Source organism: Pseudoxanthomonas sp. JBR18, assembly GCF_028198165.1.
Taxonomy (GTDB): Bacteria; Pseudomonadota; Gammaproteobacteria; order Xanthomonadales; family Xanthomonadaceae; genus Pseudoxanthomonas_A.
The window spans coordinates 2,461,686-2,478,000 of the sequence record NZ_CP116339.1 but is presented as its reverse complement, the minus strand read 5'-3'; the positions used below and the strand labels follow the sequence as shown (position 1 = coordinate 2,478,000).

14 protein-coding genes are annotated in these 16,315 nt (G+C 67.7%); all 14 read left to right on the top strand.

Annotated features, from left to right (window positions below; translation table 11 throughout):
* The first annotated feature begins 2 nt into the window (after positions 1-2).
* The 14 genes from PJ250_RS11110 (at position 3) to PJ250_RS11045 (ending at position 16,315) form a co-directional block, all read left to right on the top strand.
* Entirely contained in the window at positions 3-1,238 is a 1,236-nt protein-coding gene (locus tag PJ250_RS11110; RefSeq protein ID WP_271644609.1) for an ABC transporter permease, read from the top strand.
* 15 nt (positions 1,239-1,253) lie between these two features.
* Positions 1,254-2,558 (top strand): ABC transporter permease, encoded by a 1,305-nt coding sequence (locus tag PJ250_RS11105; RefSeq protein ID WP_271644607.1) that lies wholly within the window; start codon positions 1,254-1,256, stop codon positions 2,556-2,558.
* Positions 2,555-3,802, top strand: a complete 1,248-nt coding sequence (locus tag PJ250_RS11100) for an ABC transporter permease (protein ID WP_271644605.1) — start codon at positions 2,555-2,557, stop codon at positions 3,800-3,802. Before PJ250_RS11105 ends, PJ250_RS11100 begins: the two co-directional genes overlap by 4 nt.
* 16 nt (positions 3,803-3,818) lie before the next feature.
* Entirely contained in the window at positions 3,819-5,123 is a 1,305-nt protein-coding gene (locus PJ250_RS11095; protein WP_271644603.1) for an ABC transporter permease, read from the top strand.
* Positions 5,124-5,138: 15 nt separating this feature from the next.
* Positions 5,139-6,374 (top strand): ABC transporter permease, encoded by a 1,236-nt coding sequence (locus PJ250_RS11090; protein WP_271644602.1) that lies wholly within the window; start codon positions 5,139-5,141, stop codon positions 6,372-6,374.
* Positions 6,375-6,389: 15 nt separating this feature from the next.
* Positions 6,390-7,697, top strand: coding sequence for an ABC transporter permease (locus PJ250_RS11085; RefSeq protein WP_271644601.1), 1,308 nt, complete (start codon positions 6,390-6,392; stop codon positions 7,695-7,697).
* A gap of 11 nt (positions 7,698-7,708) precedes the next feature.
* Positions 7,709-8,923 (top strand): ABC transporter permease, encoded by a 1,215-nt coding sequence (locus PJ250_RS11080; protein WP_271644600.1) that lies wholly within the window; start codon positions 7,709-7,711, stop codon positions 8,921-8,923.
* Positions 8,924-8,944: 21 nt separating this feature from the next.
* Positions 8,945-10,249 carry an ABC transporter permease gene (locus tag PJ250_RS11075; protein ID WP_271644599.1) on the top strand — a complete coding sequence of 435 codons (1,305 nt, stop codon included), beginning with the start codon at positions 8,945-8,947 and terminating at the stop codon, positions 10,247-10,249.
* Positions 10,250-10,261: 12 nt separating this feature from the next.
* Positions 10,262-11,488, top strand: coding sequence for an ABC transporter permease (locus PJ250_RS11070; RefSeq protein ID WP_271644598.1), 1,227 nt, complete (start codon positions 10,262-10,264; stop codon positions 11,486-11,488).
* 34 nt (positions 11,489-11,522) lie between these two features.
* Positions 11,523-12,839: an ABC transporter permease gene (locus PJ250_RS11065; protein WP_271644597.1), complete on the top strand. Its 1,317-nt coding sequence runs from the start codon at positions 11,523-11,525 to the stop codon at positions 12,837-12,839.
* 3 nt (positions 12,840-12,842) lie between these two features.
* Entirely contained in the window at positions 12,843-14,087 is a 1,245-nt protein-coding gene (locus tag PJ250_RS11060) for an ABC transporter permease (RefSeq protein ID WP_271644596.1), read from the top strand.
* 18 nt (positions 14,088-14,105) lie between these two features.
* Positions 14,106-14,537, top strand: a complete 432-nt coding sequence (locus PJ250_RS11055) for a PDZ domain-containing protein (protein ID WP_271644594.1) — start codon at positions 14,106-14,108, stop codon at positions 14,535-14,537.
* A 65-nt stretch (positions 14,538-14,602) separates the two neighbouring features.
* Positions 14,603-14,965: a hypothetical protein gene (locus tag PJ250_RS11050; protein ID WP_271644592.1), complete on the top strand. Its 363-nt coding sequence runs from the start codon at positions 14,603-14,605 to the stop codon at positions 14,963-14,965.
* A 12-nt stretch (positions 14,966-14,977) separates the two neighbouring features.
* Positions 14,978-16,315, top strand: a complete 1,338-nt coding sequence (locus tag PJ250_RS11045) for a sigma-54-dependent transcriptional regulator (RefSeq protein ID WP_271644590.1) — start codon at positions 14,978-14,980, stop codon at positions 16,313-16,315.

Genomic DNA, 16,315 nt, shown 5'->3' with positions numbered 1-16,315 from the left:
CCATGACCATCGGACCGATCCTCTCCGCGCTGGCCCGGCATCGCATCGCCGCGATGCTGATCACCCTGGAAATTGCGCTGGCCTGCGCGGTGCTGTGCAATGCGTTTTTCCTGGTCAGCTCGCGCCTGGACCTGATGCGCATCGACAGTGGCGTGGACGAAGCCTCGCTAGCGACGCTCAAGCTGCGCGGCTGCGAGGAATGCAACGCTGCCGATCTGCAGGGCCGGGTGATGCAGGCGCTGCAGTCGGTGCCGGGTCTTCAGTCGGCGGCGATGGTCAACACCGTCCCGTTCGGCGAACCCACCGGCAACGCCGGGATCTGCCTGGACAGCGAATGCAAGCAGTTCGCCGGCGTGCCGCACTTCTATGCCTTCACCCGGGGCGCGACAGACACGCTGGGGCTGAAAGTGGTCGCCGGGCGGAACTTCACGCCGGCCGACTACCAGGGTTCGGAGGGCTTCTTCCCGGCCGACTCGCAGGTGTGGATCACCCGCGCGCTGGCCGAACACCTGTGGCCCGGGCAGGACCCACTGGGACGCGAGTTCTGGCTGGCCCAGTTTCACTTCCGCGTGGCCGGAGTCCTGGCGCACTTCGCACGTCCGGACCCGGGGCGCAGTGAGAACGGCGTGGTCAGCGCGGAGTGGTCGATCATCGTCCCGATCGCGCCCGATGCCTGGCAGGGCGCCTACGTCCAGCGCGGCCTGTTCGTCCTGCGTGCCGATCCGCTCGACCTGCCCCGCGTGCTGGCGGCGGCCAAGGCAGCCGCGGCCCGCGCGGTGCCCGAGGCCGTCATCGACCAGGCGGCAAGCGCACCGCTCGTGCAGCTGCGTGAGCGGTACTTCCAGACCGACCGCACCATGGCCGGCCTGCTGGTCGCCGTCATCGCCGCGATGCTGCTGGTCACCGCGCTGGGCATCGTCGGCCTGGCCAGCTTCTGGGTGGCCCAGCGCACCAAGCAGATCGGCATCCGTCGCGCCTTGGGCGCCACGCGCACGGACATCCTGCGTTACTTCCAGACCGAGAACTTCCTGCTGGCCAGCGGCGGCATCGTCCTGGGCATGCTGCTGGCCTACGGCGGCAATCAACTGCTGATGCGCTACTTCGAGCTGGCGCGCCTGCCCGTGTCCTACCTCCCCATCGGTGCGCTGCTGCTGTGGATCGTCGGCCAACTGGCCGTCCTCGGGCCGGCCCTGCGCGCGGCCGCCATCCCCCCTGTTGTCGCCACTCGCAGCACCTGAGCGAAGGACTGCCGCATGCTCGCCTACTACTGCCATCTCGCCCTGCGCAGCTTCCGCCGGCACAGAGTGCTCACCGCGCTGATGGTGCTGGCCATTGCGCTGGGCATTGGCGCGTCCATGACCATGCTTACCGTCCTGCATAACCTGTCTGGCAATCCGCTGCCCACACGCAGCGCGGTGCTGTTCCATCCGCAGGTCGATCCGCGCCCGGCGCGGTTGCCCGGGGCCGATCCCGAGCCACCGGACGATCTGACCTGGCAGGACGCGGTCAATCTCTACGCGTTGCCCGGCGCCACTCGGCGTGTGCTGACCAGCACCAACTGGCTGCCCACCCGCGCCGACGCACCAGGCAGTGCGCTGGCGATGATGGATACGCGGGCGACCACGGCGGACATGTTCGCCATGTTCGGCGTGCCCTTCGTCTACGGCACCGGTTGGTCGCAGGCCGATGACGAACAGCGCGCGCTGGTGGTGGTGCTGACCCGCTCGCTCAACGACACGCTGTTCGGCGGGGCCGACAGCGTGGGCCGCACGTTGGTGATCGCCACCAAGGTGTTCCGCGTGGTCGGCGTGGTGGAGGACTGGAACCCACAGCCGCGCTTCTACGACCTGGGCTCGGGCGCCTTCAGCGAACCAGCCAAGCTGTACATGCCGTTCTTCACTTGGCTGGACCTGCCCCAGGACTACGGCTACGGACCAATGGCCTGCTGGGACCACGGCGATGGCACCCACGATCCCAAGGCGCCCAACTGCACCTGGGCCCAATTCTGGGTGCAGTTGGACGATGCGACCCAGGTCGCCGCCTATCGGCAGCGCCTGGAGAACTACAGCGCGCAGCAACATCAGCTGGGCCGCTTCCAGCGCGCACCCAATGTGCGTGTGCGCGGGCTGCTGGAGTGGCTTGATTACAAGCGCGTGGTGCCAAGTTTGGTGCGTATGCAGGCATGGATCGCATTGGGCGTGCTGCTGGTGTGCCTGGTCAACGCGGTCGGGCTGCTGGTGTCCAAGTTCAGCCGCAAGGCCGGCGAAGTTGGCGTGCGTCGCGCGCTGGGTGCCAGCCGCCGCGCGGTGTTCATCCAGTGCCTGGTCGAGGCCGGGCTGATCGGCCTGGCCGGCGGGCTGCTGGGCGCGCCGCTGGCCTGGCTGGGCCTGTGGATGGTGCGCCAGCAACCGGTGCCCTATGCCGCGCAGGTTGGGCTGGACGCGCCGATGCTGGGCTTCGCCCTGCTCACTGCCATGGTCGCCGCACTCGCGGCCGGCGTGTGGCCAGCGTGGAGAGCGGCGCGTATCGCCCCCGCCCTCCAGGTGAAGTCGCTATGAGCCCGATCGATTCGATCCGCCCCATCGTGCGCGCGCTGCGCAGCCACCGCGCCGCCGCGCTGCTGTTGGCGCTGGAAATCGCCCTGACCCTGGCGGTGCTGTGCAATTTGATGTTCATCGTGGCCGGCAACCTGCAGCGCGCCCGCACGCCCACCGGCACGGACGAGGCCGACATCGCGGTGATCCAGAGCATCGGCGTCATCGGCGAGGACAACCCCGGCACGGCCGGCAGCAACCTGGCCACGCTGCAGTCGGTGCCCGGCGTGGCGGCCGCGGCGTTTGGCGCGCCTCCGCTGTGGCGTGTGGACCGCGCCGCGCTGTTCGCCTCGCCCGATGCCGAGCAGCCCCTGGCACGCCCGTATCTGCTCAACGGCAGCCAGGGGCTGAATCGCACGCTGGGCACGCGGGTCATCCAGGGACGCGATCTCCAGGACGCCGAGCTTCCCGGGCTCATGTCGACGTTCGGCGATACGTCGGGCGGCTCGGCCGACACGCGCCAGTTCCCGGCGCTGCTGACCCAGGCACTGGCCGAGCAGCTGTACCCCACGCAATCCGCGCTGGGCAAGGTGCTGTACACCAACATGTGGGGGACGCCGATCAGCCTGCGCGTGGTTGGCGTCATTGCGCCGCTGCGGGCGGCCATTACCGGCCATCCCGACGATGCGATGGCGGTCGTGACCGAATTCAAGGTGGCCGGCGAAGGCCTGGGCGGGGGCTACATGCTGCGCAGCCAGCCTGGACAGCTGGCACAGGTGCTGCCGCTGGCGGCCAAGGCGCTGCAGCAGGCCAACCCGGGCCACGTGCAGCAGATGGTCAAGACCATGGCCCAGCTGCGCGAGGACACCTTTCGCGGCGACACCGCGCTCAATCGCATGCTGGCCGGGATCATGGTGATCCTGTTGACCGTGACCGCGCTGGGCGTGGGTGGGTTGGCGAGCTTCTGGGTACAGCAGCGCACCCGGCAGATCGGCATCCGTCGTGCGCTGGGCGCCACGCGCACCGACATCCTGCGTTACTTCCAGATCGAGAACTTCCTGATCGTGGGCGCCGGCGTGGTGGCGGGGGCGTTGCTGGCCTTCGCCCTGAACCAGTGGCTGATGCAGCGCTTCGAGCTTGAACGCCTCAGCGCCGTCCCGGTGCTCATCGCCGTGGTGGCGATGTGGTTGCTGGGCCAGCTGGCCGTGCTCGGCCCGGCCCTGCGCGCGGCCGCCATCCCCCCCGTTGTCGCCACTCGCAGCACCTGACTACCGGAGCACGCCGATGTTCGCCTACTACTGTCAACTGGCCCTGCGCAGCTTCCGCCGCAACAAGGTGCTCACCGCGCTGATGGTGCTGGCCATCGCGCTGGGCATTGGCGCGTCGATGACGATGCTCACCGTGTACCACGTGCTGTCGGGCGACCCGATCCCGGCCAAGAGCACCCGCCTGTTCCACGTGCAGCTCGATCCGGAGCTGCTGGCCGGCTACACGCCGGGCGACGAGCCCCAGGCCGATCTCAACCGACACGATGCGGAGACGCTACTGCAGCAGGCGCGCGGGCAGCGCCAGGCGATGATGTCCGGCGGCAGCGTGACGGTCGAACCGGCCGGCGGCGCGCTCAAGCCCTTCATGCTGGATGCGCGCTACACGACGCGGGACTTCTTTGCGATGTTCGATGTGCCCTTCCTCTATGGGCACGCCTGGTCGGCGGCCGAGGACGAAGGCCAGGCCCGGCTGGTGGTGATCGCCAGGCGCCTCAACGACAAGCTGTTCGGCGGCGCGGACAGCACCGGTCGCACCCTGCGCCTGGATGGTCATGACTTCCGCATCGTCGGGGTGATCGATCACTGGAGCCCCAAGCCGCTGTTCTACGACCTCAACCTGAGCACCTACGGCACCGAGGAGCAGGTCTTCGAGCCGTTCCAGACCGCCATCGGCCTCAAGCAGTCGCGCTCGGGCAGCATGAACTGCTATGGGCAGGAGGCCACGGTGGACGGCACCGAGCGCGAGGCGTCCTGCGCCTGGATCCAGTACTGGGTGGAACTGGCCAGCGCGGGACAGGCCGACGACTACCGCACCTACCTGACCCAGTACTCGCAGCAGCAGCACGATGCCGGCCGCTACCAGCGCCCGCCCAATGTGCGCCTGCGCGATGTCATGGACTGGCTGGATTTCAACCAGGCCGTGCCCGGCGATGTGCGCCTGCAGCTGTGGCTGGCGCTGGGCTTCCTGCTGGTGTGCCTGGTCAACACGGTGGGCCTGCTGCTGGCCAAGTTCCTGCGCCGCAGCGGCGAGATCGGCGTGCGCCGTGCCCTTGGGGCCAGCCGCGTGGAGATCTTCAAGCAGTGCCTGGTCGAGGCGGGAACCGTGGGCCTGAGTGGTGGCGTGCTGGGCCTGGGCCTGGCTGAACTGGGCCTGTGGGCCGTGCGCCATCGTCCCACCCAGTACGCCGCGCTTGCCCACCTGGACGCGAGCATGCTCCTGCTGACCTTCGTCCTGGCGCTGGTGGCCAGCGTCCTGGCGGGCCTGCTGCCGGCCTGGCGGGCCATGCAGATCACCCCCGCCGTCCAGCTCAAGACCCAGTAACCGGAGGACTGCCTGATGGAAATCCGACCGATCCTGTCGACCCTGCGCCGGCACAAGACCGCCGCGGCCCTGATCGTGGTGGAGATCGCGCTGACCTGCGCGATCATCTGCAACGCCTTGTTCATCGTCGGCCAGCGCTGGGAGTCGCTGCACCAGACCAGCGGTGTGGCCGAACACGAGCTGGTGGTCCTCTCGCTCAGTGGGGTGGGCAAGCAGGTCAACGCCGATGCCAGGGCGCAGGAAGACCTGGCCGCGCTGCGCGCCGTGCCGGGGGTGACCAGCGTGGCAATGGTCGACCAGCTGCCGTTCCGTTATGGCTCCAACAACTCCTCGCTGGGCACTCGCCCCGACCAGCCCACCCCGACCCTGAGTGCGGCGATGTACGTGGGCGACGAGGGCACGCTGCGTACGCTGGGTCTACGGCTGGCGGCCGGGCGCGACTTCAGGCCGGATGAGTTCATGAACTGGTCCGAGTTGATGGACCAGCTGGGTACCCACAACGGCATGCCACTGAAGACCATGCCGCTGATCGTGACCAAGGCCACTGCCGAAAAACTCTTCCCCGGACAAGCCGCCGTCGGGCGTCAGGTGTACATGGCCAACATCCCGCTGATCATCGTCGGGGTGGTCGAGCAGCTGCGCCGGCCCAACAACTGGAATGGCAACACCAGCTATTCGATGCTGATGCCGCTGCGCAAGCATTACGACCAGGGCGGGCTCTATGTGCTGCGCGTGAGCGACCCGGCGCGCCGCGCGCAGGTTCTGCGCGATGCGGTGGACGCCGTCAACCGCGTCGATCCGAGCCGCTTGGTGATGCAGAACCAGACCTTCGACGAGCGTCGCGCCGACTACTTCAGCAACGACCGCGACATGATGGGCCTGCTGATCACCCTGTGCGTGGCGCTGCTGGTGGTCACCGCGCTGGGCATCGTCGGGCTGGCCAGCTTCTGGGTAGGCCAGCGCACGCGCCAGATCGGCGTGCGCCGCGCGCTGGGGGCCACACGCGGGCAGATCCTGGGCTATTTCCAGACCGAGAACTTCCTGCTGGTCACCCTGGGCATTGCCCTGGGCATGGTGCTGGCCTTCGCCCTGAACCAGCTGCTGATGCGCCATTACGAACTGCCGCGCCTGCCGCTGGCCTACCTGCCCGTCGGCGCGCTGGCGCTATGGGTGCTGGGCCAGCTGGCGGTGCTCTACCCGGCCCGTCGCGCCGCCGCCATCCCGCCTGCCATCGCCACCCGCAGCGCCTGACCCACTGGAGCCGCCATGCTCGCCTACTACTTCAATCTCGCCCTGCGCAGCTTCCGCCGCAACCGGGCTTTGACCGTGCTGATGGTGCTGGCCGTCGCCCTGGGCATCGGTGCGTCGATGACCACGCTGACCGTCTTCCACGTGGTCTCCGGCGATCCGATTCCAGACAAGAGCGACCGCCTGTTCTACGTGCAGCTGGATCCGCGGCCGCTCAATGGCGCCAAGCCGGGCGAGGACCCCAGCGACCAGCTCACCCGCTTCGACGCCGAAGCCTTGCTGCGCGAAAAGCGCGGCGACCTGCAGGCGATGATGTCGGCCGGTGGCGCGGCCATCGAGCCGGACACGCCGGGCCTGACGCCCTTCCTCCTGCATGCGCGCTACACCTCGGCGGACTTCTTCCCGATGTTCGAGGTGCCGCTGGTACACGGCCATCCCTGGACCGCGGCCGATGATGAGGCGCGTGCGCGCGTGGTGTTGATCAGCCAGCCGCTGTCACAAAAGCTCTTCGGCCAGGCCGACCCCACCGGGCGCACGCTGCAGCTGGGCAAGACCGCCTTCCGCGTGCTGGGCGTGGTCGATGGCGACTGGAATCCCAACCCGCGCTTCTACGACCTGACCAACGGCCGCTACAACGAAGGGCCGGAAGACGTGTACGTCCCCTTCTCCACTGCCATGGACCTGCACTGGGGCAACAGCGGCAACACCAACTGCTGGAGCGATGCCGGCGATGACGCCTTGGCGTTGAACGCCGGCTGCGCCTGGGTCCAGTACTGGGTGCAGTTGGCATCCCCGTCCAAGGCTGCCGATTACCGCGCCTACCTGGAGAACTACTCGGCGCGCCAGCACGACGCCGGCCGCTTCCAGCGCGCGCCCAACGTGCGTCTGAGCGACGTGATGACCTGGCTGGACCACAACCAGGTCGTGCCGAGCGACGTGCGTCTGCAGGCGTGGCTGGCATTGGGCTTCCTGGGCGTGTGCCTGCTCAACACCGTGGGCCTGCTGCTGGCCAAGTTCCTGCGCCGCGGCAGCGAGCTGGGCGTGCGTCGCGCCTTGGGCGCCTCGCGCCGGGACATCTTCGTCCAGTGCCTGGTCGAGGCCGGCACGGTCGGCCTGGCCGGCGGTGTCCTCGGCCTGGGCCTGGCCTTGCTGGGCCTGTGGGCGGTGCGCCAGCAACCCACCGACTACGCCACCCTGGCCCACCTGGACGCCCCGATGCTGCTGGGCACCTTTGCCCTGGCCCTGGTCAGCAGCCTGCTGGCCGGCGCATTGCCGGCCTGGCGCGCGATGCAGGTCACTCCCGCCATCCAGCTCAAGACGCAATAAGGAGCCGCATCATGGAACTGCGCCCCATCCTGTCCACCCTGCTGCGCCACAAGACGGCCGCGGCCCTGATCGTGCTGGAAATCGCCTTCAGCTGCGCCATCGTCTGCAACGCGCTGTTCCTCATCAACAACCGTCTGGAACGCATGCACCGGCCCAGCGGGCTGGACGAGTCGCACCTGGTGTTTCTGCGCATCAACGGCATCAGCCACGACGCCGAGGGCAACGCCGTCACCCGCGCCGACCTGAACGCGCTGCGCGCCATCCCCGGTGTGCGCGCGGTCACCACGATCAACCAGGCCACGTTCGCCAACTCCATGTGGATGAGCAGCATCAAGCTGCGCCCGGACCAGGAGGACAGCACCATGGCCACCACCAACTACATGGTTGGTGAGGGTGGCCTGGATGCGCTGGGCCTGAAGCTGGTGGAAGGCCGGGACTTCAAGCCCGACGAGTACCGCAATGCGGACGACAACAACTATCCATCGGTCATCCTGACCCGGGCACTGGCCGCGCACCTGTTCCCCGGCGCGTCCGCACTGGGCAAGTCGATTTACGTCTTTGGCGACCAGCCGCATCACGTGGTCGGCATCATCGAGCACCTGGCCAAGCCGCGCGATGCCGGCCCCGGCGCCGAATACGACATGTCCATGCTGTTCCCGGTGCGCTTCAGCTACATGGACGGCGGCATCTACGCGATCAACGTGGCCGACCCGGCCCGCCGCGACGCGGTGCTGGATCAAGCCAAGCAGGTGCTGTCGCATATCGGCCCGACCCGCATCGTCAGCGTCAACACCAGCCGCACCCTGGAAGACCTGCGCACCCGCTACTACCGCAACGACCGCGCCATGGCCTGGCTACTGGTGGCGGTCAGCGCCGCGCTGTTGGTGGTGACCGCGCTGGGCATCATCGGCCTGGCCAGCTTCTGGGTGGCCCAGCGCACGCGCCAGATCGGCGTGCGCCGCGCCCTGGGCGCCACCCGCGCCCAGATCCTGCGCTACTTCCAGACCGAAAACTTCATTCTGGCCACCGTGGGCATCGTGCTGGGCATGGGCCTGGCCTACGCCATCAACCAGTTGCTGATGAGCAAGTACGAGCTACCGCGCCTGCCGCTGATGTACCTGCCCGTGGGCGCGGTGCTGCTGTGGGCGCTCGGGCAGGTTGCCGTGTTCTGGCCAGCGCGCAGGGCTGCCGCAGTGCCGCCGGCAATTGCCACGCGCAGCGCCTAACCGGCCGCACAGGAGCTCCACATGCTTGCCTACTACTTGAATCTGGCCTTGCGAAGTTTCCGTCGCAACAAGGCACTGACCGCGTTGATGGTGTTAACCATAGCGCTGGGCATCGGTGCGTCGATGACCACGCTGACCGTGTTTCACGTGCTGTCCAGCGACCCGATTCCAGGCAAGAGTGAGCGGCTGTTTTATGTTCAGATGAACGCCCTGCCCGATAGCCAATACGACCCTGGCGACCGGGACGAGCTGCTGCAAATGACCCGCCTGGATGCCGAAAGCCTGCTCAAGCAGGGCCATGGCAAGCGCCAGGCGATGATGTCCGCCGGCAGCGTGGTCATTCTCCCGACCGCGGCCGGACAGAGCGCGTTCCGGGTCGAGTCGCGCTACACGACGGCCGACTTTTTCCCCATGTTCGATGTGCCGCTGAAGCATGGCCATGCCTGGTCAGCGCGCGACGATGCCGATCACGCGCGCGTGGCGGTGATTTCCTCAAAACTCAATCAGCAGCTCTTCGGTGGTGCCGACGGCACCGGCCGCACCATCCAGGTCAGCGGACAGTCGCTTCAGGTGATCGGGGTGTTGAACACGTGGGCGGTCAATCCACGCTTCTACGATTTGACCAACGACGAGTTCGGCAACAGCGAGGAGATCTTCGTTCCCTTCTCCACCGCGATGGACCTGGCGTTCCCGTTGAGTGGTTCGATGTGGTGCTGGGGCGATACACCAGAAGGCAAGACCGCCCTGTCCGCGCCCTGTGCTTGGCTTCAGTACTGGACCGAGTTGGGCGCCGGATCGGATGCCGCCGATTACCGCCGCTATCTGGACAATTACATCGCCCGCCAGCACGACGCGGGGCGATTCAAGCACCCCGGAGACCTCAAGCTGCTCAACGTGATGCAGTGGCTGGATCGCAATCACGTGGTGCCGTCCGATGTGCGCTTGCAGCTGTGGCTGGCGCTGGGGTTCCTGGTGATCTGCCTGCTCAACACCATCGGCCTGCTGCTGGCCAAGTTCCTGCGCCGCAGCAGCGAGATCGGCGTGCGCCGCGCCTTGGGGGCCAGCCGCAGGACCGTGTTCGCCCAATACCTGGTCGAAGCCGGCATCGTCGGTCTGACCGGCGGCAGCCTGGGGCTGGGCCTGGCGTTGCTCGGCTTGGCCATCGTCCGCAAGCAACCGGCCGATTACGCGCCCATGGCGCACATGGATCTGACGATGCTGCTGGCCACCTTTGGCCTGGCGCTCCTGAGCAGCCTGTTGGCCGGCGCACTGCCGGCCTGGCAGGCCATGCACGTCACACCCGCCATCCAACTCAAATCGCAGTAACCGGAGATCCCCATGGAACTGCGACCGATCCTTTCCACCCTGCGCCGCCACAAGATCGCCACCACGCTGATCGTGCTGGAGATCGCCTTCAGCTGTGCGGTGGTCTGCAATGCACTGTTCCTGATCGGACAGCGTCTGGAGCGCATCCAGCGGCCGACGGGGCTCGATGAATCCCACCTGGTGGAGCTGCATGTCAGCGGCATTGGCAAGGACAGCGATGCCTTGGCCGTGACCCGCGATGACCTGAGCGCGCTGCGCGCGATTCCCGGTGTGAGGGCCGCTTCCATCATCAACCAGACCGTGTTCGGCTCAAATTTCGGGGTCAGTGGCATCAGCCTGCGCCCCGATCAGGACAAGCCCACGGCGACCGAGACACGATACCTGGGCGGCACGCAAGTCATCGAGACACTCGGCCTGCGCGTGGTGTCAGGACGCCCGTTCAACGCCAATGAATTCACCGACTTCCAGACCAACCCCACCTCGACGCCTGAAAGCAGCAGCACCCCGGTGATCCTGAGCCAGGCGCTGGCGGAGCGGTTGTTTCCAGGACAAAACGCGGTCGGCAAGACGCTCTACATCGATGGCACCAACCCGGTGGTGGGGGTGGTTGACCGACTCGTGCAACCTCGCGACAACGGCAGGTCGGCCCAGTACGACTACGCCGTGTTGATGCCGTCGAACCTGCCCTATTCGCGCGGCACCTATCTACTGCGCGTGGCCGATCCCGCACAGCGCCAGGCCATCCTCAAGACCGCACTTCAGACGCTACGTACGCATGGCCCCACCCGGCTGGTGTCCAGCGATGATGCACGCACGCTGGAGCAGGCGCGCCACAGTTACTACGACGACGACCGCACCATGGCCTGGCTGCTGGTGACCGTCTGCGTGGTGCTGCTGTTGGTCACCGCCGGCGGCATCGTCGGACTGACCAGCTTCTGGGTGCAACAGCGCACCCGACAAATCGGCATCCGCCGCGCGCTGGGCGCCAGCAAGCGTCAGATCCTCAACTACTTTCAGACCGAGAACCTGATGCTGGTCAGCGCCGGCATCGCCCTGGGCATGTTGCTGGCCTACGCCATCAACCAGCTGCTGATGAGCAAGTACGAGCTGCCACGCCTGCCGCTGATGTACCTGCCCGTGGGCGCGGTGCTGCTGTGGGCGCTGGGACAGGTCGCCGTGTTCTGGCCCGCGCGCAAGGCCGCTGCCGTGCCGCCGGCGATTGCCACCCGCAGCGCCTGAAGGCCTTCAACGTAACAGTGCACAGGAGCGAACCTTGATCGGCTACTACTTCCGCCTGGCCCTGCGCAGCCTGCGGCGCACGCCGGTGATGACCGCGCTGATGGTGTGCGCCATCGGCCTGGGGATCGGCGCCAGCATGACCATGCTCACCGTGCTGCATGTCATGACCCAAGATCCGATTCCCGAGAAAAGCGGGGGGTTGTTCTATCCGCACCTTGATCCGCTGCCGCTGAAGTATCCCGATGGTGGCAGGTGGGGAAATCCTTCAAACAACTTCACCTATCCCGACGCGATGGCGCTGCTCACGCATGGCAAGGCGACGCATCAGGCGGCCATGGCCGGCGGCAGGCTATTGGTGTGGCCGACCAAGGCCGTGGCCCGTCCCAACTATTACGAGGGCCGCTTCACCACCGCGGATTTCTTTGCGATGTTCCAGGTCCCCTTTGAGCATGGCCAAGGCTGGACCGCGCACGAGGACGATGAGCATGCGCGCGTGGCGGTGCTGGGACACGACCTGGCGGTCAAGCTATACGGAACGACCGATGTCGTCGGGCGCACGGTGCGCCTGAAGGACACGCTTTTCCGGGTGGTGGGCGTCACCGCACCGTGGTCGCCACAGCCGCGCTTTTACGCCGACCTGGGCAGCAGCGATTCGTTCGGCCAGAGCGATGCGTTCTTCCTGCCTCTGTCGGTCGCGGTTGAACTTCGGTTCGACATTTCCGGCAACCAATCCAGTTGGGCCGAGTCGGACATGGAAGACGTCCTGAAATCGCCTTCGTCGAGCTGGCTGCAATTCTGGGTGGAGCTCGACACCCCGCAGCAGGTCGCCGACTACACGCGCTTCCTGCATGACTACGCCGCCCAGCAGCATGCCAGCGGGCGCTTCGAGCGCGATCCGGAGACCGTGCGCCTGTATCCGTTGATGGACTGGCTGGCCTATCGCAAGCTGGTGCCTTCGGAAGTGCAGTTGCAGCTGTGGCTGGCGCTGGGCTTTCTGCTGGTGTGCCTGGTCAACATCATTGCCCTGTTGCTGGCCAAGTTCCTGCGCCGCGGCAACGAGATCGGCGTGCGCCGCGCCCTGGGCGCACGTGGCCGGGACATCCTGGTCCAGCTTGGGACCGAAGCCGCCTTGATCGGCCTGAGCGGAGGGCTGCTGGGCATCGCCCTGTCCCAGCTCGGACTGTGGAGCGTGCGCCAACGTCCCGACGACTACGCCCGGATCGCCCAGATGGACGCGCCGATGTTGTTCTCCACCGTCACGCTGGCCGTGGTGGCGACCTTGCTGTCCGGCCTGCTGCCGGCATGGCGCGCGAGCCGGATCTCACCTGCGCTGCAGATCAAGGGAGTCTGAATCATGCCGTTGCCCCTCATGCCCATCCTGTCGGCGCTGCGTCATCACCGGCTCACCGCCGCGCTGTTGACGCTACAGGTCGCATTGACCTGCGCCATTGTGATCAATGCAGGCTTCATGCTGGTCGGACGGATCCAGCAGATCACCGCGGCCTCCGGCCTTCCGGAAGACCAGTTGTCCCTGATCAGCGTCAGTGGACTGGACGATGCGGCCAATGCACAGGCACAGCGGCGGACCGACCTGACGGCGCTACGCGCCATCGATGGCGTTCAGGCCGCGGCGGCGCTGGACAATGGCAGCATGCCGCTGTCGCGCAACTATTCCGGTACGGGGGCGTGCACATCGCAGGAGGGATTTGATCGCGCCAAAGCCGCCCGCGGCATCGACGGCATCAGTGGCTGCGTTTCGTTTCCCAGCTATTCCGGCTCGTCGGACCTGCTCAGCGCAATGGGCCTGAAATTGCTCGCGGGGCGCGATTTCACCGACGAGGAGCGCGCCGCCGAAAAGGCCGGCCAGGCCGTCATCGTGACCCGCAGCATGGCCCACCGCCTGTGGCCTGGGCAGAACCCGGTAGGCAAGCTGCTGTACGGGTTCAATGGCCCGGTTCCAGTGGTGGGCATGATCCAGGACGTGCTGGCGCCCATGGTCTCCGGCGTGCCGGACGACACGATGCTTCTGCTGACCTCCACCAGCAAGGGACAGATCTCCTCGACCTATCTGTTGCGTAGTGCCCCCCAGGACCGTCAGCGCGTGCTGCGCGAAGCGGCCGCCGCGCTGGACAAGGCCGGCCCGGTGCGCCTGATTCCCGAGGAGCAGCGACGCACCTACACCCAGGTGCGCCGCGAATACTTCCAGCGCGACGTCACCATGCTCGGTCTGCTCATCACCTCGTCGTTGGCGCTGCTGTTCGTCACCGCGCTGGGCATCGGCGGGCTGGCGAACTTCTGGGTTGGCCAGCGCACGCGGCAGATCGGTATCCGCCGCGCGGTGGGCGCCACGCGCGGGGACATCCTGCGCCACTTCCAGGCCGAGAACTTCCTGATCGTCGGCGCCGGCGTCGTGCTGGGCATGCTGCTGGCCTACGGCCTGAACCAGCTGTTGATGCGCCAGTACGAACTCGCGCGCCTGCCGCTGCTCTACCTGCCTGTCGGTGCGCTGCTGCTGTGGGCACTGGGCCAGGTCGCCGTGCTCGGGCCCGCCCTGCGCGCCTCGCGCGTCCCGCCGGCCATCGCCACGCGGGCCGGCTGACGTTCCATGAAGATGCATATGCCAACCTCACGCCGCTTGCTCATCGCCACCGTGCTGTGCGCCCTGTGCGCAACGCTTCAACCCGCGTCTGCCGAGGCGAAGTTTGGCCACCTGCAGGTCGATGACCATCAGCTCCGCTGGCAAGGCCTGGAGCGTCGCCTGCAGCTGCGTGACGTCCAGGCGGGCGTCGTGGTGAAAGATGCGAAGGGACTGCCGCTACACGCCGGCGAGGTGATCCGCGCGGTCGACGGCAAGCCGGTCCAGACGGTGGCTGCGCTGATTTCGGCCCTGCGCGCCCTGCATGGTCACAGCACGGCGCTGCAGGTCGACGCGCGCGATGGCAGCGTGCGTGTGGCGCATCTGTCGGCCAGTGATTACGTGGACCTGATTCCTCCCGCGCCCCCGCCGCCACCGTTGCCACCACCACCCCCGCCGGCACCCGGCGCGTGAGCCGGATCGCCTGCTGCCGCAGGCCGGTATCCTGTGCCGGTTCACCCACCACCCCGGAGCATGTGATGTCCGTCCGCCCGTCCTCCCTGCTGGGCATGCTGCTAGCCCTTTGCTGCGTCGGCACCGCGCTGGCCGACCAGGCCGCGCCGGCCGCCGATGGCGTGCTGGTCTCCGAGGGCACGCTGGATGGCTACACCGGCCGCTATGCCGCCGTGAACGGCCTGGCGCTGGAGGTCTGGCACGAAGGCAGCACGCTGATGCTGCGCCCGGCCGGCGGCGGCGCCGTGGCGCTGGTGGCCGACTCGGAGACCGTCTTCCATGCCAGCGGGCAGCAGGCGCGCGTGGAGTTCGTCTTCGGTGCCAACGATCGTGTCAGCCACCTCTTGCTCACCCAAGGCGGCACCACCCTCAAGGCCATCCGCCAGTAAGGCGAAGGACCTATGCCGACCCTGCTCATCATCGACGACAACCCCGCCGTAGCCCACGCCCTGGACGTGCTGTTTTCGCTGCACGAGATCGATACCCTGCACGCGGCCAGTCCGGACGCCGGCCTGGCCATCCTCGACCGCGAGGCGATCGACCTGGTGATCCAGGACATGAACTTCTCCGCCGACACCACCAGTGGCGAGGAGGGCCAGGCGCTGTTCGCGCAGATCCGCGCGCGCCATCCCGACCTGCCGGTGGTGCTATTGACCGCGTGGACCCATCTGGAAGCGGCCGTGGAACTGGTCAAGGCCGGCGCGGCCGACTATCTGGGCAAGCCCTGGGACGACCGCCGCCTGCTGGCCACGGTCAACACCCTGCTGGAGCTGGCCGAGGCACGCGAGGAGCTGGACCGCCGCCGTGCGCGCGACCGGCTGCAGCGTGCGCAGCTGGAGGAGAAGTACGACCTGCGCGGCCTGGTGTTCAATGACCCGGCCAGCGAGCGCGTGCTGGCGCTGGCCTGCCAGGTGGCGCGCAGCGACCTGCCGGTGCTGATCACCGGCCCCAACGGCAGTGGCAAGGAAAAGATCGCCGAGATCGTGCAGGCCAACTCCTCGGTACGGCACGGGCCGTTCGTGACGCTCAACTGCGGCGCCCTGCCCAGCGAGCTGATCGAGGCCGAACTGTTCGGTGCCGATGCCGGCGCCTATACCGGGGCCAACAAGGCACGCGAGGGCAAGTTCGAGGCGGCCGATGGCGGCACGCTGTTCCTGGACGAGATCGGCAACCTGCCGCCGGCCGGACAGATGAAGCTGCTGCGCGTGCTGGAAACCGGGCGCTTCGAGCGGCTGGGCTCCAACCGCGAGCGCAGCGTGCGCGTGCGCGTGGTCAGTGCGACCAATGCCGACCTGCAGACGATGATCCGCGAGGGCAGCTTCCGCGAGGATCTCTACTACCGCCTCAACGCGATCGAACTGGCGCTGCCGCCGCTGGCCGAACGTCCCGGCGACATCCTGCCGCTGGCCGCGCACTTCGCCGACAAGCCCATTGGCGAATCGGCCCGCGCCGCGCTGCTGCGCCATGCCTGGCCGGGCAACGTGCGCGAGCTGCGCAACGTCATTCAGCGCGCCAGCCTGCTCAGTCCCGGCGCGCATATCGAGGCGGCCGACCTGCAGCTGCCGGCCGCCGCGCCGGCCGCACGCGTACACGCGCCCTCGGCCGAGCCGGACAAGGCCCAGATCGAAGGTGCGCTGGCGCGCGCTGGCGGCGTGATCGCCCAGGCCGCCGCCGAGCTGGGCCTGAGCCGGCAGGCGCTGTACCGGCGCATGGACCGGCATGGAATCAAGCCGCAATGA

Bases quoted from the DNA above. Each gene is read 5' to 3' on its own strand.
- PJ250_RS11105 (WP_271644607.1), top strand. From the start codon at position 1,254: ATGCTCGCCTACTACTGCCATCTCGCCCTGCGCAGCTTCCGCCGGCAC.
- PJ250_RS11100 (WP_271644605.1), top strand. From the start codon at position 2,555: ATGAGCCCGATCGATTCGATCCGCCCCATCGTGCGCGCGCTGCGCAGC.
- PJ250_RS11090 (WP_271644602.1), top strand. From the start codon at position 5,139: ATGGAAATCCGACCGATCCTGTCGACCCTGCGCCGGCACAAGACCGCC.
- PJ250_RS11110 (WP_271644609.1), top strand. From the start codon at position 3: ATGACCATCGGACCGATCCTCTCCGCGCTGGCCCGGCATCGCATCGCC.
- PJ250_RS11085 (WP_271644601.1), top strand. From the start codon at position 6,390: ATGCTCGCCTACTACTTCAATCTCGCCCTGCGCAGCTTCCGCCGCAAC.
- PJ250_RS11080 (WP_271644600.1), top strand. From the start codon at position 7,709: ATGGAACTGCGCCCCATCCTGTCCACCCTGCTGCGCCACAAGACGGCC.
- PJ250_RS11060 (WP_271644596.1), top strand. From the start codon at position 12,843: ATGCCGTTGCCCCTCATGCCCATCCTGTCGGCGCTGCGTCATCACCGG.
- PJ250_RS11050 (WP_271644592.1), top strand. From the start codon at position 14,603: ATGTCCGTCCGCCCGTCCTCCCTGCTGGGCATGCTGCTAGCCCTTTGC.
- PJ250_RS11075 (WP_271644599.1), top strand. From the start codon at position 8,945: ATGCTTGCCTACTACTTGAATCTGGCCTTGCGAAGTTTCCGTCGCAAC.
- PJ250_RS11070 (WP_271644598.1), top strand. From the start codon at position 10,262: ATGGAACTGCGACCGATCCTTTCCACCCTGCGCCGCCACAAGATCGCC.
- PJ250_RS11045 (WP_271644590.1), top strand. From the start codon at position 14,978: ATGCCGACCCTGCTCATCATCGACGACAACCCCGCCGTAGCCCACGCC.
- PJ250_RS11095 (WP_271644603.1), top strand. From the start codon at position 3,819: ATGTTCGCCTACTACTGTCAACTGGCCCTGCGCAGCTTCCGCCGCAAC.
- PJ250_RS11055 (WP_271644594.1), top strand. From the start codon at position 14,106: ATGCCAACCTCACGCCGCTTGCTCATCGCCACCGTGCTGTGCGCCCTG.